Source organism: Bradyrhizobium sp. BR13661 (assembly GCF_029892425.1).
Classification (GTDB): Bacteria; Pseudomonadota; Alphaproteobacteria; order Rhizobiales; family Xanthobacteraceae; genus Bradyrhizobium.
Genome location: NZ_JARXWB010000029.1, coordinates 14321 through 33391, shown reverse-complemented (window position 1 = coordinate 33391; position 19071 = coordinate 14321). Strand labels below are relative to the sequence as shown.

Sequence of the window (19071 nt, the reverse complement as noted above, 5' to 3'; positions counted from 1 at the left end):
TGGGGGGAGATCTTATCGCCTGATGGTCACCGTAGTCTTACGGGCGCGGTACATTCAACCGTCCGGAGCGAGGTCTCTGCCGGGCGGGCCCATCCGAAACATACCGCAAACGAGCGAAGGCGGCCTTGTGATAGGCCGCCTTCGCTTAACCTTCTACTCACGTCGCGGTGAGCCACTGTTCACAAATTCGCGCTTACGCGGCCAGCTTGCGCAGCACATAGTGCAGGATACCGCCGTTCCGGTAGTAATCGAGCTCGTCCAGCGTATCGATGCGGCAAAGCAGCGAAACGCGCTGCAACTTACCGTCGCCCGACACGATCTCCGCGGTCAGCTTCTGGCGCGGCTTGAGGTCGCCGACCAGGCCACGCAGCGTGACCTTCTCGTCGCCCTTGAGGCCGAGCGACGACCATGAGGTGCCGTCCTCGAAGATCAGCGGCAGCACGCCCATGCCGACCAGGTTGGAGCGATGGATGCGCTCGAAGCTCTGGCAGATCACGGCGCGCACGCCGAGCAGACGGGTGCCCTTCGCAGCCCAGTCGCGCGAGGAGCCGTTGCCGTATTCGGCGCCGGCGAACACGACCAGCGGCACCTGCTCCTGCTGGTACTTCATCGCGGCGTCGTAGATCGACATCTGCTCGCCATCGGGCCAGTGTTTTGTCAGACCGCCTTCGGGGATATTTCCATCCGCGCCCTTGAGCATGAAATTCTTGATGCGGATGTTGGCGAAGGTGCCGCGCATCATCACTTCATGGTTGCCGCGGCGCGTGCCGTACTGGTTGAAGTCGGCCGGACGCACCTGGTGCTCGCTGAGATATTTGCCGGCGGGCGAGGTGAGCTTGATCGAACCGGCCGGCGAGATGTGGTCGGTGGTGATCTTGTCGCCGAACATGGCGAGGATGCGCGCCTCGACGATGTCGGTAACCGGCTCCGGCTCCTTCTTCATGCCTTCGAAATAGGGCGGGTTCTGCACATAGGTCGAAGACATGTTCCAGCGATAGGTCTCGCTCTCGACCGTCTTGATCTTGCGCCAGTTGGTGTCGCCCTTGAACACGTCGGCATACTTCTTCTTGAAGATCGACGCGGTCACGAACTTCTTCATGAAGGCGTTGATTTCCTTCGTCGTCGGCCAGATGTCCTTGAGGTACACCGGCTTGCCGTCCTTGCCTTCGCCGAGCGGCTCGACGGCGAGATTCTTGGTGACGCTGCCCGCGAGCGCGTGCGCGACGACCAGCGGCGGCGAAGCGAGATAGTTCGCCTGCACGTCCGGCGAGACGCGGCCTTCGAAGTTGCGGTTACCTGACAGCACGGCGGCGGCGACGATGCCGTTCTCGTTGATCGACTTCGAGATCTCTTCCGGAAGCGGACCGGAATTGCCGATGCAGGTGGTGCAGCCGAAGCCGACCAGGTTGAAACCGACCTTGTCGAGATCGGCCTGCAGGCCGGAATCGGCGAGATAGCCCGCGACGACCTGGCTGCCCGGAGCGAGCGAGGTCTTCACCCACGGTTTTGCCTTCAAGCCCTTCGCGGCGGCGTTACGTGCGAGCAGACCCGCGCCGATCAGCACGCTCGGGTTCGAGGTGTTGGTGCAGGAGGTGATGGCGGCGATGACGACGTCGCCATGGCCGATCTCGTACTTCTTGCCTTCGACGGGGAAGCGCTTGTTGGGCTCCTCGGCCTTCTTGTACTCGGTGCCGAGTGCGAGCGAGAAACCTTCGGCGACCGACGGCAGCGCGATGCGGCCTTCGGGACGCTTCGGACCGGCCATCGACGGCACGACGTCGGCGAGGTCGAGGGTCAGCGTTTCCGTGAACACGGGGTCAGCCGACTTGGCGGTGCGGAACAGGCCCTGCGCCTTGGCATAGGCCTGCACCAGCGCGACGCGCGCCGGGGCGCGGCCGGAGGTCTTGAGATAGTCGAGCGCGGCGGCGTCGACCGGGAAGAAGCCGCAGGTCGCGCCATATTCGGGCGCCATGTTGGCGATGGTCGCCTTGTCGGCGACGGAGAGATTGTCGAGGCCGGGGCCGAAGAACTCGACAAATTTGCCGACCACGCCGAGCTTGCGCAGCATTTGCGTGACGGTCAGCACGAGGTCGGTCGCGGTGACGCCTTCCTTCATCGCACCCTTCAGCTTGAAGCCGACGACGGTGGGCAGCAGCATCGACAGCGGCTGGCCGAGCATGCAGGCTTCCGCCTCGATGCCGCCGACGCCCCAGCCGAGCACGGCAAGACCGTTGACCATGGTGGTGTGGGAGTCGGTGCCGACCAGCGAGTCAGGGTAGGCGACCTCGAAAGTGCCGGTCTTCTTGCCGACCGTCATCTTCTCCTTCTTGGTCCACACCGTCTGGGAGAGATATTCGAGATTGACCTGGTGGCAGATGCCGGTGCCGGGCGGCACGACCGAGAAGTTCGAGAACGCCTTCTGGCCCCACTTCAGGAACTCGTAGCGCTCCTGGTTCTGCTTGTATTCTTCCGCGACGTTCTTGCCGAAGGCCTTGTTGTCGCCGAAGAAGTTCACGATCACCGAGTGGTCGATGACGAGATCGACCGGGACCAGCGGGTTGATCTTCTCGGCATCGCCGCCGAGCTTCTGCATCGCGTTGCGCATCGCGGCGAGGTCGACGACGGCAGGAACGCCGGTGAAATCCTGCATCAGCACGCGGGCCGGGCGGAACGCGATCTCATGCTCCAGCGACTTCTTGCGCAGCCACTTCGAGACCGCCGCGATGTCTTCCTTCTTGACCGTGCGGCCGTCCTCGTTGCGCAGGAGGTTCTCGAGCAGGACCTTCATCGAATAGGGAAGTTTCGAAATTCCCTTCAGACCATTCTTCTCGGCCGTGGGCAGGCTGTAATAGACATAGGTCTTGGCGCCGACCTTGAGGGTCTTTTTGCATTTGAAGCTGTCGAGCGAGGTCATGTAGGAATCCCAATTGTTAGTTATACCCGGCACAGGGTATTTTAACACCGTCAGCGAGTCCGGCTGGGGGTCGCTTGCAGGGGCAGGTTGAGTTGCTGCATCAAGTAGTTCCGGGCTTATAGAAGCTTTCTAACCGCGCCGCCACAGCCACAACAGTACCGAGCAAGTCGCGAGCCAAAAATTCTGATGCGCTACCCCAAGATTTCCTGAGGCCCGGCTGTGAACGTGACGGTACCAGGCCAGATGCAGCTGACCGGACACGCGGTGACTTGCGTGCGCGGCGGCCGCGAGGTGTTTTCCGGGCTCGATTTCGAGGCAGCCTCCGGCGAAGCCGTCGCGGTCGTCGGCCGCAACGGATCGGGCAAGACCTCGCTGCTGCGGCTGATTGCGGGCCTGCTCATTCCGGCTGGCGGCACGATCGTACTGGACGGGGGCGACGCCGACATGACGCTGCCCGAGCAGTGCCACTATCTCGGTCATCGCGATGCCCTGAAGCCGGCGCTGAGCGTGGCGGAAAATCTATCATTCTGGGCTGATTTCTTGGGCGGCGAGCGTTTTGACGCGGCCGAAAGCCTGGCCACAGTCGGCCTCGACCACGCCGCTCATTTACCCGCTGCCTTCCTGTCCGCCGGCCAGCGCCGCCGGCTCTCGCTGGCCCGGCTGCTGACGGTCCGCCGCCCGGTCTGGCTGCTGGACGAGCCGACCACGGCGCTGGACGTCGCCGGCCAGGACATGTTTGGCGGGCTCATGCGGGAGCATCTTACGCGTGGCGGGATGATCATCGCGGCCACCCACGGGCCGTTGGGGGTCGAATCGCGGGAGCTGCGGATCGGGGGTGTGGCGTGAGAGAGTCCGACCCTCAGTTTTCCAAGCGGCTGGGCTCCGCTCTCTCCGTTCCCTCCCCCCTCTTGTCCGCCGAAAGGGCCTCCCCATGACCGCCCTCGCCGCCCTGATCCGCCGGGACTTCAGGATCGCGCTCCGCGTCGGCGGCGGGGCGTTGATCGGCGTGCTGTTCTTCCTGACCGTGGTGGTGCTGATGCCGTTCGCGGTCGGGCCGGACCTGGCGCTGCTGTCGCGGCTGGGGCCGGCGATCCTGTGGCTGGGCGCGCTGCTGGCGAGCCTGCTGACGCTGGACCGGCTGTTCATGGCCGACCATGAGGATGGCTCGCTCGACCTGATCACGATGAGCCGGACGCCGCTGGAACTGGCCTGCGCCGCCAAGGCGCTGGCGCATTGGCTGGCAGCCGGCCTGCCGCTCATCGTCGCAACCCCCGTGCTCGGCCTGCTGCTCAACCTCGATATGGTCGCAACCGGCGCGGTGGCGCTGACGCTGCTGGCCGGCACCCCGGCGCTGACCTTCACCGGCATGATCGGCGCGGCACTGGCCGTGACGTTGCACCGGGGCGGGCTGCTGATGGCCGTGCTGGTGCTGCCGCTGTCGATTCCCGTCCTGATCTTCGGGGTCGCCGCCTCGCAGGCCGCGATCACCGGGCCGCTGTCGTTCGGCGCGCCGTTCTCGATCCTGTGCGCGCTGTCGCTGGTCAGCCTCGTGATCGGCCCGTTTGCGGCGGCGGCGAGCCTGAAACATGGCTTGGATTGACCTTGACCCCGATCAACTTTCGCTGCGCGCTTTCATGTTGATTGCGTGAGCAGTCCCCGGTGATTATCAGGATACCAATGTCGCTGATCGACCTCGCCAACCCCACACGGTTCCTCGCGCTCTCGGCGCGGGTGCTGCCGTGGCTTGCGGCCGCGACACTCATCCTGCTCGCGATCGGCCTCTATCAATCCGCTGTTGCGCCCGACGATTATCAGCAGGGTGCGACCGTGAAGATCATGTTCATCCACGTGCCCAATGCGTGGCTGTCGATGTTCGTGTGGGGCGTGATGAGCGTCGCCTCGCTCGGCACGCTGGTGTGGCGGCATCCGCTCGCCGACGTCGCGGCGAAGGCGGCGGCCCCGATCGGCGCCAGCTTCACCTTCCTCGCGTTGCTGACGGGCTCGCTGTGGGGCCGGCCGATGTGGGGCACCTATTGGGAATGGGATGCGCGGCTGACGTCGGTGCTGATCCTGTTCCTGATGTATCTCGGCCTGATGGCGCTGTGGCGCGCGGTGGAGGATCCCACGCGCGCGGCGCGTGCGGCTGCGGTGCTGACATTGGTCGGCGCGCTCAATCTTCCCATCATCAAATTCTCGGTCGACTGGTGGAACACGCTGCATCAGCCGGCCTCGGTGATGCGCATGGGCGGCTCGACGCTCGACAAGGCGTTCCTGATTCCGCTGCTGGTGATGGCCGTCGCCTTCACGCTGCTGTTCGTCACGCTTCATTTGGCTGCCATGCGCAACGAGATTTTGCGCCGGCGCGTGCGATCCCTGCAGATGATGCAGGCAGGTCAGAAAGCTGCATGACGATGTCGTTCGGTCCCTATGCGTCCTTCATCGTGGCGTCCTATGCCGCAGCAGCCATCGTGGTCGTGATGTTGATCGGCTGGGTCATCATCGACTATCGCAACCAGACGGAGCGCTTGCGTGAGCTCGAGCGCAGCGGCGTTACGCGCCGCTCGGGCCGCAGCGCCGTGGATACACAATGAGCGATCAAACGACCTCCGCGCCGACCCAACGCCGCACCTTCCTGATGGTGCTGCCACTGCTCGCCTTCATCGGGCTTGCCGCGCTGTTCTGGTTCGGGCTCAGCGGCGGCGACCACTCGCGCATTCCCTCCGCACTGATCGGAAAGCCCGCGCCGCAGATCACGCTGCCGCCGCTCCAGGGATTGCAGGCCGGCGGCGCGCAGGTGCCCGGCCTCGATCCCGCCGCGTTCAAGGGCAAGGTCAGCCTCGTCAATGTCTGGGCGTCCTGGTGCGTGCCCTGTCACGACGAAGCGCCGCTGCTGACCGAGCTCGCCGCGGACAAGCGCTTCCAGATGGTCGGCATCAACTACAAGGATGCGCCCGACAATGCGCGGCGTTTCCTCGGCCGCTACGGCAACCCGTTCGGCCGCGTCGGCACCGACGCCAACGGCCGCGCCTCGATCGAATGGGGCGTCTACGGCGTGCCGGAGACGTTCGTCGTCGGCCCCGAAGGCACCATCGTCTACAAGCTGGTCGGCCCGATCACGCCGGACAATTTCAAAGCCGTGCTCTTGCCCGAACTCGCCAAGGCGCTCAGGGCGGGCAGCTGACGATGGCGCGGACGAATTCCTCCGCGAACTGAGGTCACGATACGTTGTCGCGACGATGGGTCGTGTCGATGTTGCCTGCAAGCAAGCCGGTCACGACGTCCCAGCCCTTCTCGAACATATGGCCGACCTTGTGGCTGAAGGAATGGTCCGGGCGCAACCGCGGCGATTCCAGAATGTGCGTCAAGTGCCGGTGATCGCTCGGAATGCTGCTGATCTCCGCGTCGATGGCGATCCGGACGGCGCTCATCAGGTCGTCCAGCTGCCGGGCCCAGTCGGACCCTTTGAGCTCGATCTGAGTCCGCAGCGCCTCCTCGATCCGGTAGATTTCGGCAACGATCTCCTTGGCCCGCACCGGACGGTTGTTCCTGAGCGCAAAGAGCAGGAGGAGATGCTTCTCCTCGATCTGATCGAGCACCATCGAAACCGCAATCGCGAAGGGAGACGCCGCGATCCGCGCCGCACTCCGGTCGTCGGCCGGACCGGTCGCGACGGATAGCAGCTCCCAAGGCATTTCCAGACGCTTTGCGACGATCGTGAGCGCGAACGGCACGACATCGACGCACTTGGTCTTGAGCGCGCACAAGAGGCGGAGGACATTGTCGAGGCTGACGCCCTCGAGTCGGGCAATCTTCGGCGGGAGCGTACGGCCAAACTCCTCAAGCTCCCGCTGCATGTCGAGGCAGCGCAGCATCTTCTTGAGGTCGTCGAACGTCGCATGCGAACTGGTATAGGCCATCAGCCCGTTCCGAACATTGGCGGCGCCTTCGGCAGAATCAAGCAGGCCGCTGAGTGAGATCACGACCTTCTTCTGGAACGCTCGGGCCATCTGCCGCGCCTCGGGCTGCTTATCGGCGGAGATGGCCTTGGTCGCATTGGCGATGTAGTCGGCGGCCATGCTGCGCAGCAATTGCTCGGTCACGAGGCTCCAGATCGGCGCGAGCGATCCACGGGCGATCTGGCCGCTATTGGCTCGCTCCGGCGCCTTATCGACCATGACCGGCTCGAGAGGCTCGAAGAAGTAGCGTGAGGGATTTCCGACGCGATAATGATTCTGCCCCGTGTTGCGGAACTCGGCGCGGAGCGCCGCGATCAATGGTTCGGAATGCGGAATATCCTCGCCGAGGAGATGCAGCCGTTCCAACTCGGCAAGCAGGCGGCGCCGGACCTGCGGAGCGAGCTGCCGGAGGTACTGAATCAGGTGTTCAGCAGTGTGGTCCTGTTTGTTCGCGCTCACCACCGTGCCCTCCGGCGTGCCACCATGCCTTGACGGGAAAGGCTACCGCCTTCGACCCTTCAGGTCAGGTAAAGCGCTGAATAATTTCAGCTTGCAGTTACAGAGCCGTGAAGAAGCTGATCGGATCCGCCGCCCGATCCGACCATGACGCGCGCGCGAAGTGCACTGCAGCGTGAATAGGCTTGATCGGCGTTGGCAGGCGGGAACCACAAGCCGGGCGTCACCCCTTCCTGATATCCCCCGCCTCGGCCTCACTGGTCTCCAGCGACACCGGCTCGGCGCCATAGCGCTTGGTCAGCGGCATCTGGGCGATGGCGAAGATCATGGTGATGGGCGTGACGCCGAACACCTTGAAGTTCACCCAGAAGTCCGTGCTCTGGGTGCGCCAGACAATCTCGTTCAGCACCGCCATGCCGGCGAAAAACAGCGCCCAGCGCAGGGTGAGGATACGCCAGCCCTGCGGCGTCAGATTGAACATCTGGTCGAACATGACAGCGATGAAGGAACGGCCGAACAACAGGCCGCCGCCGAGGATCGCAGCGAACAGGCCGTAGATGATGGTCGGCTTGACCTTGATGAAGGTCTCGTCGTGCAGCACCAGGGTCAGCGTGCCGAACACCAGCACGATCACGCCCGTGACGATCGCCATGATCGGAATGTGGCGCGTCACCACATAGGAGGCGATCATCGCCGCCACGATCGCGACCATGAAGGCGCCGGTCGCGGCGAACAGATTGAACTTCGCATTGACGAAGAAGAACACGAGCAGCGGACCGAGCTCGGTCGCAAGCTTGAACAGCGGATGCGGCTGGGTCTTGTCCATACTCTAGCTTTCGATTCCGGCAATGGCGCGGGCGAAATCGCGCGCGGTGAACGGCGCGAGATCGTCGACGCCTTCGCCGACGCCGATGAAATGCACCGGCAGTTTGAACTTTTCCGCGAGCGCCACCAGAATGCCGCCGCGCGCGGTGCCGTCGAGCTTGGTCATCACCAGGCCCGTGACCCCTGCCGCCCGATGGAAGGCCTCGACCTGCGACAGCGCGTTCTGGCCGACGGTGGCGTCGAGCACGAGGAGCACCGCATGCGGTGCCGACGCGTCGACCTTGCGGATGACACGGACGACCTTCTCGAGCTCGTTCATCAGCTCCGACTTGTTCTGCAGGCGGCCGGCGGTGTCGATCAGGAGCACATCGATGGTCTGCTCTTTCGCCGCGGTCAGCGCATTGAAGGCGAGGCTCGCTGAATCCGATCCCTGCGCGCCCGAGATCACAGGCGTTCTGGTGCGCTCGCCCCAGACCTTGAGCTGCTCGATGGCGGCCGCGCGAAACGTGTCGCCGGCGGCCAGCATCACCTTGCGGCCTTCGGAGGCAAATTTCTGCGAGAGTTTTCCAATCGTCGTGGTCTTGCCGGAGCCGTTGACGCCGACCACGAGGATCACGAACGGCTTCTTGCTGGCGTCGATCTCGAGCGGCTTGGCGACAGGGGCCAGCACCTTCTCGACCTCGGTCGCGACCACGTCCTTGACCTCGTCGGCCGAGATCGCCTTGTCATAGCGCCCGGTGCCGACGGCATCCGCAATCCGCACAGCGACTGACGTGCCGAGATCGGCGCGCAGCAGCACGTCCTCGATGTCGTCGAGCATGGCGCGGTCGAGCTTGCGCTTGGTGACGAGGTCGGCAACTGCGGTCCCCAGCGAGGACGAGGTGCGCTTCAGCCCGTTGGACAGGCGGCGCCACCAGCTCAGCTTGGGGGGATCTGACGTGGTATCGTTCATGGCGGGGGTGTGTTAGCCGTTCCCGCCCCCAAACGAAAGTCTTGTCCGAAAGTCCTGCAATTGCTCGATGTTCCCGAATTGACCGCCGAGGAGATCCAGGCGCGTGTGCTCCACCGCGACGGATTGATGCTGATCATCGACAAGCCCTCCGGGCTGCCGGTGCATCGCGGCCCCAAGGGCGGCGCCAATCTGGAGGACTCCTTCACGGCGCTCTGCTTCGGCCTGCCGCGGCCGCCGGTGCTGGCCCACCGGCTGGACAAGGACACTTCCGGCTGCCTCGTGCTCGGCCGCCATCGCAAGGCGACCGCCTCGCTCGGCCTCCTGTTCAAGCACGGCAAGATCGGCAAGACCTACTGGACCGTGGTCGAGGGCGGCCCAGCCGAGGACGAAGGCACCATCGACATGCCGCTCGGCCGGCTCAATGCCGAACGCGGCTGGTGGCAGAAGCCCGACCCCGAGGGCCAGAAGGCGGTCACCAACTGGAAGGTGATGGGCCGGGGGGAGGGTTTTACCTGGCTCGCCATGGAACCGGTCACCGGGCGGACCCATCAATTGCGCGTGCATTCCTCAGCGACCGGCTGGCCGATCTTCGGCGATAACATTTACGGCAACGGCCCGCGCTTCGGCGAGCCGAAGCTGCATTTGCATTCCCGCGAGATCGTGGTGCCGATTTCGAGGAACAGGGAGCCGATTCGCGTCGTCGCGCCGGCCCCGCCCCACATGCACGAGAAGCTCCGCGCCTGCGGCTGGAACGGGGAATAGTGGCCTCAAGGAGGCATGGTTTACGAAACGTTCAGTGCTCGCCTCTAATGATAGCGCCTGCTTAGAAGAAGCATCCATCATCCGCTCAGGACGAGCCGCGCGTCATGTCTACCGCCCAGCTATCGATCATCGACGAGGTCGAATCCGCGATCCGGACCGGCTCGGCGGAAAAGGGGCTGGAGACCGCCCGGCGCGTCACGGACCTGTTCCTCTCCTCCGCCGGCAGCTTCAACGACGAGCAGATCGCGCTGTTCGATGACGTGCTCGAGCGCCTGATCGGCACCATCGAGCTGCGCGCCATCGCCGACATGGGCGCGCGCATTGCGCTCGCCGAAATCAGCGCCCAGCTCGCGCCGATCACGCAGGCGCCGCCTTCGGTGATCCGCCGCCTCGCCAACAATGACGAGATCCGCATTGCCGGTCCGGTGCTGCAGGAATCCGCGCGGCTCGACGACGGCGATCTGGTGAAGATCGCCTCCAGCAAGGGCGAGCCGCATCTGCTCGCCGTTGCCGGCCGCTGGTGGCTGAAGGAGATCGTGACCGACGCGCTGCTGGCGCGCCGCTATCCCAGTGTCAGCCGGCGCCTTGCTGCCAATCCCGGCGCGCGCGTCTCGGGCAACGGCTTTGCCATCATCGTCGGCCAGGCAGAAAGCGATCCGGAGCTCGCCGTCAGCGTCGGCGTGCGCGTCGACCTGCCGTCGGAGCTGCGCCGCAAATTGCTGCGCTCGGCGACGGACGCGGTCCGCACGCGATTGCTGTCGCGCGCGCCGCCGCATCTGTTCGAGGAAATCCAGAGCGCGATCGCCGCCGTCACCGTCGGCGTCGAGCGCGAGATGTCGGGTGTGCGCGATTTCGAGGGCGCCAAGCGGGCGATCGCGAACCTCAAGGCATCGGGCCAGCTCACCGAAGCGACGCTGCTCAATTTCGCAAAACACCGGCGCTACGAAGAGGCGGTGGCCGCGCTGGCGGCGCTGTCAGGATCGACCGTGGAAGTGATACGTCCGCTGATGCAGAGCCTGCGCGAAGACGGCCTGCTGGTGCCGTGCAAGGCGGCACAGCTGAGCTGGGAAACGACCGCCGCCGTGCTCGAAAGCCGCTTTGCGAGTGGAGCGATGAAGCCGGCGGATGTCGCGAGAGCGAAAAACAATTTTGCACGCATGTCGCCGGAGAACGCGCGACGGACGTTGCGCTTCTGGCAGGTGCGGGCGTCGTAGGATCGCGCAATTTAAGCACTCTAAATCCACACCCTCGGTGTCGTCCCGGCGAAGGCCGGGACCCTTAACCACAGGGTGTAGTTTAGCGAAGACTCGCAGTTGCTCAGCTCGGCTGGGGCAAGCACCGCGCGCGACCGATAGATCACGCGGTATGGGTCCCGGCCTTCGCCGGGACGACAGTTCAGTGTGTGATCAGCCGCTCGCCATCATTACCAACAATCCTTCGCGGCACGACGCTACCGACGCGCTCGCCTGCGATCGCGACCGGGAGATAGTGCTCGGTGCGCCCCTGACCATCGCTCTCGATCAGCACATCGCGCGTCGCGCCGATCTCGGCCTGCAGCCGTTGTCGTAACGCCACTTCTCCAGCCGCACGCAACCGCTTCGCGCGTTCCTTGATCGCGCCACCCGCCACCTGCGGCATCTTTGCGGCTGGCGTGCCCGGGCGCGGTGAATAGGGGAAGACGTGCAGGAACGTCAGGCCGCATTCCTCGACGAGATCGAGCGAGCGCGCAAACATCTCCTCGGTCTCGGTCGGAAAGCCCGCGATGATGTCGGCGCCGAAGGCGATATCCGGGCGCAGGCGCCGCACCTGATCGCAAAATGCAATCGAATCGCTGCGCGAATGCCGCCGCTTCATCCGCTTCAGGATCATGTCGTCGCCGGACTGCAGCGACAGATGCAGATGCGGCATCAGCCTGATATCGTCGGCAATGGCATCCAACAGATCGCTGTCCGCCTCGATCGAATCGATCGAGGAGATGCGCAGCCGCTTCAGCTCCGGCACGTGTCGCAAGATCTGCCTGGTCAGCAGGCCAAGCTTTGGCGCGCCCGGCAGGTCAGCGCCATAGCTGGTGAGATCGACGCCTGTCAGCACGATCTCGGCATGGCCGCGCTCCACCAGCGTCCGCACCTGATCCACCACAGCGCCCATCGGCACCGAGCGGGAATTGCCGCGGCCATAGGGAATGATGCAGAAGGTGCAGCGGTGGTCGCAGCCGTTCTGCACCTGCACGAACACGCGCGGCAGGCCGCTGGCATAGCCGTCGATCAGATGCGGCGCCATGTCCTTCACGGCCATGATGTCGCTGACGGCGATCTTCTCGCTGGCGCCGAGATCGAAGGCATCGCGGGCCGCGCGCCAGGCATCACCGCGCATCTTGTCGTCATTGCCGACGACGCGATCGACCTCGGCCATGTCGGCGAACATCGCGCTCTGCGTCTGCGCCGCGCAGCCGGTGACGACGATGCGCGCTTCCGGCCGCTCGCGCTTCAATTTTCGGATCGACTGCCGTGCCTGCGCCACCGCCTCGTTGGTGACGGCACAGCTGTTGATGACGATGGTATCGGAAAGGCCGGCACCTTCCGCCTCGCGGCGGATCACCTCGGCCTCGAAAGCGTTGAGGCGGCAGCCGAAGGTGACGATGTCGACGGCCATCAGCCCACCGGCGCGAACAGCGCCGGATCGAAATGGCCTTCATATTCGAAGGTCGCGGTGCCTGTCATCAGCACGTGATCGTCGCGCTCGCGCCATTCGATGCCGAGCTTGCCGCCCGGCAGCGTCATCTCGACCTTGCGCTCGGTGCGCTTCAGCCGCGCCGCTGCAACGGCCGTCGCGCAGGCCGCCGAGCCGCACGCACGGGTGAGCCCCGCACCGCGCTCCCAGGTGCGCATCGTGATGTGCTCGCGGTCGACGATATGGGCGAGCGTGATGTTGGCGCGCTCAGGGAAGATCGGATGATTTTCCAAGAGCGGCCCGAAGCGCTCGAGATCATACGCGCTGACGTCGTCGACCCAGAAGATCGCATGCGGATTGCCCATGCTGACCACCGACGGCGAATGCAGGATCGGATTGTCGATCGGCCCGATCTGCAATTCGATGTAGCGGGTGTCGCGAAACTCCTCCGCCAGCGGAATGTCCTGCCAGCCGAACTTCGGCGCGCCCATGTCGACGGTGTAGAGATCAGGCGCCGGACCCTGCCAGGCATTGAGCAGGCCGGCTGCGGTCTGGAAGGTCGCCGTGGCCTGTCCGGTTTTTTCGAAGATGCGGCGAACCACGCAACGCATGCCGTTGCCGCAGGCGCCGGCTTCCGAACCGTCGCTGTTGTAGATGCTGATGAAGGCTTCGGTGCCATCGAGCCGCGGCTTCTGCAGCACCATGAGCTGGTCATAGGGCACACCGCCATCCGCGGACGCCACCGCGCGGGCATCACCAGGCGTGACCTTGCCCGCGGAATCGCGCATGTCGACAACGACAATCTCGTTGCCGATGCCGTTCATCTTGGCAAATGCGTGGTTGGCCAGCGCGCTCATGAAAATTCCTGAATTTCGCCTGCCTTATATGGCGATCCTTGGCGGCTTGGCCAGTGATTTGGCATCCGAGGCCTGGGCGTCTGCCATGACGCATCTGTCATGGGACGAATTTGGCGCTCGCGTGTTAGAACGGCGCAGTTCGCGCGATCCGGGATGCGCGGCCGGATTTGGGCCTGGGCGCTCAGGCCTTGATGCGGAAGTTTCTTGGGGAGAATAAAATGATCGGGTTTCGTCGTCTTGCTCTGGCCGCGCTGATCCCGGCAGCGGCCCTGTCGTTCGGCCTGTCAGGCGCTCTCGCGCAGACGCCGAGCCCGGCGCCGGCGGCCTCAGCGAGCCCCTCGCCTGCCCCGTCGGCCTCGCCCTCCCCGGCCGCGAGCGCTTCGCCCGCGCCAGTGGCAACGCCGTCTCCGGCAGCCAGCGCATCGCCGGCGCCTGCCACAACGCCTTCACCCGCAGCCAGCGCCTCGCCGAGCCCGGCGGCACCGCCCCCGGCGGCGGCCGCCACCCCTGCTCCGGTTCAGACCGCCGATCCCTTTGGCCTGGAAACCACGCTCGAAGCCAAGAAGGTCGTGATGGTCAAGGGCACCGCCAACTGGGACTCGGCCTTCGACACCCTGGTCGACGCCTTCAAGGCGTTGAACACGCTGCTCGACAAGCAGGGCATCAAGCATGCCGGCAATTCGATGATCGTCTACACCTCGACTGACGACACCGGCTTCACCTTCCTCGCCGAGATCCCGGTCGAGCAGGACCCGAAGAACCTGAGCAAGGACATGAGCATCGGCAAATCGCCGGAGGGCAAGGCGCTGAAATTCGTCCATCGCGGCTCTTACGACAACATGGACAACACCTATGAGGCGATCACCAATCACCTCGACGACAAGAAGCTGGAAGCCAAGGACACCTTCATCGAGGAGTACCTCACCGATCCGCTCAAGACGGCCGAGGACAAGCTCGTGATCAACGTGTTCGTGCCGCTGAAGTGAGACCGATGAAGAAGCCTGTCGCCGTTGTTGCCCTTTTCGCCGCCACGCTGCTGGCGACGCCCGCGCTCGCCGAGGATTTTCCGTCCGCCATCTCGGTGAGCGGCGAGGCGACGGTCTCGGCGGCGCCTGATCTGGCGCAGATCGATGCCGGTGTTGCCAACGACGCCAAATCGGCGAAGGAAGCGTCTGACGCCAACAACGCTGCGATGGGCAAGGTGCTGCTGGCGCTGAAGGGCGCAGGCATCCCGGAGAAGGACTACCAGACCTCGCGCCTGTCGTTGCAGCCGCAATATGCGCCGAACCGCTCGAGCGGTGCCTCGCCAGTGGTCGGCTTCCGTGCCTCCAACCGCGTCACGGTGAAGATCCGCGACGTGACCAAGGTCGCCGGCATCATCGACACGCTGGTCAGCGCCGGTGCGAACGACATCGGCAACATCTCGTTCGAAGTGACGCAGGCCTCAAAGCTGCTCGACGATGCGCGCGAGCAGGCGGTCGCGGACGCGCGGCGCAAGGCCGAGATCTATGCCAAGGCCAACGGCGTCACGCTGGGCGCGCCGCTCAGCGTCTCTGAGGGTGGCGCGCCGATGCCTCTGTTCAAAGGCCGCATGGCTGCAGCGCCGATGGCAGCCCCTGCCGCGGTTGCGCCGGGCGAGGAAACGCTGTCGGTGACGGTGAATGTGAGTTGGGCGATCAAGCAGGGGCAGTAAGTCTTGTGTCCCGGACACGCTGCAACGCGCCAGCGTTGCTGCGCAGAGCCGGGACCCAGCAAGCAACACGGCACACCACTGCGACATGGGCCCCGGCTCTGCAGCGCACCGCTAAAGTAGCGCTGCGCTGCGTCCGGGGCACGAGCGGTGTGCGTAGAGAGACCTAAATCTCCACCACCTGTCCCGGCTTCATCGCCACGAACCGCTCCTGCGGAATCTTCGCGGCATCGAGCGCTTCCACCAACGCTTTTGCCGGCGCGTCGATCGCCTCATCCGTCAGCTGGAACGTGCCGTGATGATGCCCGAGGGCTTGCTCTGCGCCGCAATCCGCCAGAGCCTTCACCGCATCTTCCGGGTTCATGTGCTGGTCGCGCATGAACCAGCGCGGCTCGTAGGCACCGATGGGCAGGATCGCCAGACGCAACTTCCCGTGCTGCTCGGCGACGCGGCGGAAATGGCTGCCATCGCCATAGCCGGAATCGCAGACGACGTAGATTTTCCCGGCCGGCGTCTCCAACACAAAACTCGCCCACAGCGCCTTGTTGCGATCGAACATGCCGCGCGCGGTCCAGTGCCGTGTCGGCACGAGATGCGCGGCAATGCCACCACCGAGCTCGACGCGATCATGCCAGTCGAAGGCCTCCACCTTGATGGTGGAGTCGGCGCTGCGCATCGTCACGTCATTGCCGAGCGGGGTGACCACGCGCGGCGCGAAATTCTTTGCGAGCCGCGACAATGTCGCGATGTCCAAATGATCGTAGTGGCCGTGCGAAACCAGCACGACGTCGATGTCAGGCAGCTTTTCGAAGGCGATGCCGGGATCGTTGTGCCGCTTCGGCCCGGCCCAGGCGACCGGCGAGACCCGCGAGGACCAGACAGGATCGACGAGGATATTGAGGCCACCGGTCTGGATCAGCCAGCTGGCGTGGCCGACGAAAGAAAGCCGGACCTTGTCGCCGTCGACCCGCTCCGGCGGAGTGTCGGCGTGAGGGCTCGGAACCCACACGGGCCATCTCGCGCGCTCCCGCCCACGGCTGAGCTGCCAGCGCAGCACCTCGCTGAGCGATTTTGGCGGCGAGCCGTCCGGGTCGAAGAAATGCAGACCATTGAAATGGTCGGAGACGGGGCCGTCATAGGTTTTCATGCGAGACATCAAGGTTGGTGGCAGAGGTAAGACATCACCGGCTATATGGGCGGGGCCGCCGAAAAAGGAACCCATCGGCGGAAAGCGCCCGTTTTCAAGGCCTTGCCCCGGCAGAGGCGCCCCGCCCCCCTAACTTTCCTTGACTTTCAGGCCTGAGCGGCGTTTAACCCCGCCACTTTCTCGGAAAGGCTTTCTTTTCGACCCGCCGACTGGCCCTGGAGGCCAGAGGTCAACGCCCGACAGCGCTATGCGCCCTCGGGCGCAAAGGTGTTTGGAAGATCGCCATTCTGGCGAGCAGGACAAGGACAACTTCATTGTTCGACAATCTGTCGGAACGGCTTGGTGGCATTCTCGATCGTCTGACGGGGCGCGGTGCGCTGACCGAAAAGGACGTCGATGCTGCGATGCGCGAGGTGCGCCGCGCGCTGCTCGAGGCTGACGTCGCGCTCGAGGTCGTGCGCAGCTTCACCGAACGCGTCCGCGAGCAGGCGATCGGCGCCACCGTCGTCAAGTCGGTCACGCCAGGCCAGATGGTGGTCAAGATCGTCCATGACGAGCTGATCAACACGCTCGGCGCCGAAAGCCAGACCATCGACGTCAATTCCGTGCCGCCGGTGCCGATCATGATGGTCGGCCTGCAAGGCTCCGGTAAGACCACCACCACCGCCAAGCTCGCCCGCCGCCTGGTCCAGCGCGACAAGCGCAAGGTGCTGATGGCCTCGCTCGACGTCTATCGCCCGGCGGCGATGGAGCAGCTCGCGGTGCTCGGACGCGACCTCGACATTCCGACGCTGCCGATCGTCGCGGGCCAGCAGCCGCCGCAGATTGCGAAGCGCGCGTTAGAGGCCGGCAAGCTCGGCGGCTACGACATCGTGCTGCTCGACACCGCCGGCCGTACCACGCTCGACGAAGAGATGATGGCGGAAGCGGCCGCGATCAAAGCGGCCGCCAACCCGCACGAAGTGCTGCTGGTCGCGGACTCGCTGACCGGCCAGGACGCCGTGAATCTCGCGCGCTCCTTCGACCAGCGCGTCGGCCTCACCGGCATCGTGCTGACGCGTGTCGACGGCGACGGCCGCGGCGGCGCTGCGCTGTCGATGCGCGCGGTCACCGGCAAGCCGATCAAGCTGATCGGCACGGGTGAAAAGACCGACGCGCTGGAAGATTTTCATCCCGATCGTATCGCCGGCCGCATCCTCGGCATGGGCGACGTCGTCTCGCTGGTCGAGCGCGCCGCCGCCAATATCGACGCCGAGAAGGCCGCGCGCACTGCCGAGCGCATGCGCAAGGGTCAATTCGACCTCAACGACATGCGCGAGCAGCTGCTGCAGATGGCCAACATGGGCGGCATCAGCGGGCTGATGGGCATGATGCCCGGCATCTCCAAGATGAAAAATCAGATCGCCGCGGCCGGCATCGACGACAAGATCCTGAAGCGCCAGGTCGCGATCATCGATTCCATGACGCGCGACGAGCGCCGTCATCCCGACGTGCTCAAGGCCAGCCGCAAGAAGCGTATCGCCGCTGGTTCCGGCCAGAGCGTCGAGCACGTCAACAAGCTGCTGAAGATGCACCGGAACATGGCCGACGTGATGAAGGCGATGGGCTCGGGCAAGCGCGGCCCGCTCGCCGGCATCGCGCAGGCGATGGGCTTCGGCGGCGGCATGAAGATGCCGTCTCCGGACGAGATGAAGGCGCTGCAGGAGAAGATGCAGAGCGGCGGCGGTCAGGGTCTACCCAGCCTGCCGAAGGATTTGCCGGCCGGTCTTCGCACCGGCCTGCCGAACGTTCCTGGACTGACCGGTCTGAGCGGCAAGCCGACGCTGCCGGGCCTCGGCGGATTTCCAGGCAAGAAGAAATGAGGAATTCGTCGCGAGGGATCGCATCGGTCTCGCGCAACGCGAAAATACCAATCAGCCAAACAGACTGTACTTTAAAGGAGAACTCAATGTCCGTCGTTATCCGCCTCGCCCGCGCAGGCACCAAGAAGCGTCCCGTCTATCACGTCGTCGTCGCCGACTCCCGCTTCCCCCGCGATGGCCGATTCATCGAGCGTCTCGGCCATTTCAACCCGCTGCTGCCGAAGGACAACGAGACCCGCCTGAAGCTCGACATGGACAAGGTGAAGGCCTGGCTCGCCAAGGGCGCGCAGCCGTCGGACCGCGTCGCCCGTTTCCTCGATGCCGCCGGCGTCAAGAAGCGCGAAGCGCGCAACAACCCCGAGAAGGCCGTGCCGCGCAAGGAGCGCAAGGCGCAGGCTGAAGCCGCTGCGAAGGGCTAAGGCTAGGCCATGTCGGCGCTGATCTGCGTCGCGCGGATCGGCGCCGCGCATGGTGTGCGCGGCGCGGTCAAATTGTGGACCTTCACCGAAGATCCCTTTGCCGTGAAGCGCTACGGTCCGCTTCTCACCAAGGACGGCAAGCGCCAGTTCGAACTGGCGCAGGCCCGCGAAGCCAAGGACCATCTGGTAGCGACGTTCAAGGGCGTCACGACCCGCGATGAGGCGGAACGCCTCAACGGCATCGAGCTCTACGTCGCGCGCGAAAAACTGCCCGCGACCGATGACGACGAATATTATCACGCCGATCTGATCGGGCTCGCCGCCGTCACCATCGATGGCGATGCGCTCGGCCGCGTGCTCGCCATCCATAATTTCGGCGCCGGCGACATCATCGAGATCGCACCGCTGAAGGGCGCGACGATGCTGCTGCCGTTCACGAACGCGGTCGTGCCCGAGGTCGACATCGCCGGCGGCCGCGTCGTGATCGCGCTGCCGCAGGAGATCGAAGGCGATGATCCCTCCGGCAAAGGCAGGGACCCATAACCACACGCCGTGGTTTTG

19 protein-coding genes are annotated in these 19071 nt (G+C 64.9%); 12 read left to right on the top strand and 7 right to left on the bottom strand.

All coding sequences use genetic code 11. The features are described 5' to 3' along the window. Positions 1–193: 193 nt before the first annotated feature. Complete coding sequence (acnA, locus tag M2427_RS33225) at positions 194–2914, bottom strand: aconitate hydratase AcnA (RefSeq protein ID WP_280711034.1); 2721 nt, start codon at positions 2912–2914, stop codon at positions 194–196. 243 nt (positions 2915–3157) lie between these two features. On the opposite strand from acnA, the gene ccmA reads away from it, so the two are divergent. The 5 genes from ccmA (at position 3158) to M2427_RS33200 (ending at position 6095) form a co-directional block, all read left to right on the top strand. Further along, entirely contained in the window at positions 3158–3760 is a 603-nt protein-coding gene (ccmA, locus tag M2427_RS33220) for a heme ABC exporter ATP-binding protein CcmA (RefSeq protein ID WP_280711033.1), read from the top strand. Positions 3761–3845: 85 nt separating this feature from the next. Beyond that, entirely contained in the window at positions 3846–4514 is a 669-nt protein-coding gene (gene ccmB / locus M2427_RS33215; protein ID WP_280711032.1) for a heme exporter protein CcmB, read from the top strand. Positions 4515–4591: 77 nt separating this feature from the next. Further along, positions 4592–5323, top strand: coding sequence for a heme ABC transporter permease (locus M2427_RS33210; RefSeq protein WP_280711031.1), 732 nt, complete (start codon positions 4592–4594; stop codon positions 5321–5323). Next, entirely contained in the window at positions 5320–5505 is a 186-nt protein-coding gene (gene ccmD, locus M2427_RS33205) for a heme exporter protein CcmD (RefSeq protein ID WP_280711030.1), read from the top strand. The genes M2427_RS33210 and ccmD overlap by 4 nt, the downstream gene beginning before the upstream one ends. Beyond that, complete coding sequence (locus tag M2427_RS33200) at positions 5502–6095, top strand: DsbE family thiol:disulfide interchange protein (RefSeq protein WP_280711029.1); 594 nt, start codon at positions 5502–5504, stop codon at positions 6093–6095. The genes ccmD and M2427_RS33200 overlap by 4 nt, the downstream gene beginning before the upstream one ends. Before the next feature lie 34 nt (positions 6096–6129). Here the strand turns inward: M2427_RS33200 and M2427_RS33195 are convergent, their stop codons facing one another. From M2427_RS33195 to ftsY, 3 genes are all read right to left on the bottom strand, one after another. After that, positions 6130–7329 (bottom strand): hypothetical protein, encoded by a 1200-nt coding sequence (locus tag M2427_RS33195; protein WP_280711027.1) that lies wholly within the window; start codon positions 7327–7329, stop codon positions 6130–6132. 220 nt (positions 7330–7549) lie between these two features. Further along, positions 7550–8152, bottom strand: a complete 603-nt coding sequence (locus M2427_RS33190) for a septation protein A (RefSeq protein ID WP_280711026.1) — start codon at positions 8150–8152, stop codon at positions 7550–7552. A 3-nt stretch (positions 8153–8155) separates the two neighbouring features. After that, entirely contained in the window at positions 8156–9103 is a 948-nt protein-coding gene (ftsY, locus tag M2427_RS33185; protein WP_280711025.1) for a signal recognition particle-docking protein FtsY, read from the bottom strand. Positions 9104–9163: 60 nt separating this feature from the next. On the opposite strand from ftsY, the gene M2427_RS33180 reads away from it, so the two are divergent. Further along, positions 9164–9865: an RNA pseudouridine synthase gene (locus M2427_RS33180; RefSeq protein ID WP_280711024.1), complete on the top strand. Its 702-nt coding sequence runs from the start codon at positions 9164–9166 to the stop codon at positions 9863–9865. Between the two features lie 104 nt (positions 9866–9969). Beyond that, positions 9970–11079 (top strand): DUF2336 domain-containing protein, encoded by a 1110-nt coding sequence (locus M2427_RS33175; protein WP_280711023.1) that lies wholly within the window; start codon positions 9970–9972, stop codon positions 11077–11079. A 181-nt stretch (positions 11080–11260) separates the two neighbouring features. Here M2427_RS33175 and mtaB read toward each other — a convergent pair whose 3' ends face one another. Next, positions 11261–12517 (bottom strand): tRNA (N(6)-L-threonylcarbamoyladenosine(37)-C(2))-methylthiotransferase MtaB, encoded by a 1257-nt coding sequence (gene mtaB, locus M2427_RS33170; protein WP_280711022.1) that lies wholly within the window; start codon positions 12515–12517, stop codon positions 11261–11263. Continuing rightward, entirely contained in the window at positions 12517–13392 is an 876-nt protein-coding gene (dapF, locus tag M2427_RS33165; RefSeq protein WP_280711021.1) for a diaminopimelate epimerase, read from the bottom strand. Before dapF ends, mtaB begins: the two co-directional genes overlap by 1 nt. Positions 13393–13610: 218 nt before the next feature. Here dapF and M2427_RS33160 point away from each other — a divergent pair, with 218 nt between their 5' ends. Then, positions 13611–14378 (top strand): GyrI-like domain-containing protein, encoded by a 768-nt coding sequence (locus M2427_RS33160; protein ID WP_280711020.1) that lies wholly within the window; start codon positions 13611–13613, stop codon positions 14376–14378. Positions 14379–14383: 5 nt separating this feature from the next. Beyond that, positions 14384–15085, top strand: coding sequence for an SIMPL domain-containing protein (locus M2427_RS33155; protein ID WP_280711019.1), 702 nt, complete (start codon positions 14384–14386; stop codon positions 15083–15085). Between the two features lie 163 nt (positions 15086–15248). Here M2427_RS33155 and M2427_RS33150 read toward each other — a convergent pair whose 3' ends face one another. Next, positions 15249–16229, bottom strand: coding sequence for an MBL fold metallo-hydrolase (locus M2427_RS33150; protein WP_280711018.1), 981 nt, complete (start codon positions 16227–16229; stop codon positions 15249–15251). 314 nt (positions 16230–16543) lie between these two features. Here M2427_RS33150 and ffh point away from each other — a divergent pair, with 314 nt between their 5' ends. The 3 genes from ffh to rimM all read left to right on the top strand — a co-directional run bounded on the left by ffh (position 16544) and on the right by rimM (position 19053). Further along, a complete protein-coding gene (ffh, locus tag M2427_RS33145) occupies positions 16544–18091 on the top strand; it encodes a signal recognition particle protein (protein WP_280711017.1) in 1548 nt (515 codons plus the stop codon). An 86-nt stretch (positions 18092–18177) separates the two neighbouring features. Continuing rightward, positions 18178–18510, top strand: a complete 333-nt coding sequence (gene rpsP / locus M2427_RS33140) for a 30S ribosomal protein S16 (RefSeq protein WP_212082134.1) — start codon at positions 18178–18180, stop codon at positions 18508–18510. A 9-nt stretch (positions 18511–18519) separates the two neighbouring features. Then, positions 18520–19053, top strand: coding sequence for a ribosome maturation factor RimM (rimM, locus tag M2427_RS33135; RefSeq protein ID WP_280711016.1), 534 nt, complete (start codon positions 18520–18522; stop codon positions 19051–19053). The last annotated feature ends 18 nt before the right edge of the window (positions 19054–19071 follow it).

What these genes read in the sequence shown, in the direction of transcription:
- M2427_RS33210 (WP_280711031.1), top strand. Translation starts at nt 4,592, where the DNA reads ATGTCGCTGATCGACCTCGCCAACCCCACACGGTTCCTCGCGCTCTCG.
- dapF (WP_280711021.1), bottom strand. Translation starts at nt 13,392, where the DNA reads ATGAGCGCGCTGGCCAACCACGCATTTGCCAAGATGAACGGCATCGGC.
- M2427_RS33200 (WP_280711029.1), top strand. Translation starts at nt 5,502, where the DNA reads ATGAGCGATCAAACGACCTCCGCGCCGACCCAACGCCGCACCTTCCTG.
- M2427_RS33175 (WP_280711023.1), top strand. Translation starts at nt 9,970, where the DNA reads ATGTCTACCGCCCAGCTATCGATCATCGACGAGGTCGAATCCGCGATC.
- ccmB (WP_280711032.1), top strand. Translation starts at nt 3,846, where the DNA reads ATGACCGCCCTCGCCGCCCTGATCCGCCGGGACTTCAGGATCGCGCTC.
- ccmA (WP_280711033.1), top strand. Translation starts at nt 3,158, where the DNA reads ATGCAGCTGACCGGACACGCGGTGACTTGCGTGCGCGGCGGCCGCGAG.
- M2427_RS33160 (WP_280711020.1), top strand. Translation starts at nt 13,611, where the DNA reads ATGATCGGGTTTCGTCGTCTTGCTCTGGCCGCGCTGATCCCGGCAGCG.
- acnA (WP_280711034.1), bottom strand. Translation starts at nt 2,914, where the DNA reads ATGACCTCGCTCGACAGCTTCAAATGCAAAAAGACCCTCAAGGTCGGC.
- ftsY (WP_280711025.1), bottom strand. Translation starts at nt 9,103, where the DNA reads ATGAACGATACCACGTCAGATCCCCCCAAGCTGAGCTGGTGGCGCCGC.
- mtaB (WP_280711022.1), bottom strand. Translation starts at nt 12,517, where the DNA reads ATGGCCGTCGACATCGTCACCTTCGGCTGCCGCCTCAACGCTTTCGAG.
- M2427_RS33190 (WP_280711026.1), bottom strand. Translation starts at nt 8,152, where the DNA reads ATGGACAAGACCCAGCCGCATCCGCTGTTCAAGCTTGCGACCGAGCTC.
- rpsP (WP_212082134.1), top strand. Translation starts at nt 18,178, where the DNA reads ATGTCCGTCGTTATCCGCCTCGCCCGCGCAGGCACCAAGAAGCGTCCC.
- ccmD (WP_280711030.1), top strand. Translation starts at nt 5,320, where the DNA reads ATGACGATGTCGTTCGGTCCCTATGCGTCCTTCATCGTGGCGTCCTAT.
- rimM (WP_280711016.1), top strand. Translation starts at nt 18,520, where the DNA reads ATGTCGGCGCTGATCTGCGTCGCGCGGATCGGCGCCGCGCATGGTGTG.
- M2427_RS33150 (WP_280711018.1), bottom strand. Translation starts at nt 16,229, where the DNA reads ATGAAAACCTATGACGGCCCCGTCTCCGACCATTTCAATGGTCTGCAT.
- M2427_RS33155 (WP_280711019.1), top strand. Translation starts at nt 14,384, where the DNA reads ATGAAGAAGCCTGTCGCCGTTGTTGCCCTTTTCGCCGCCACGCTGCTG.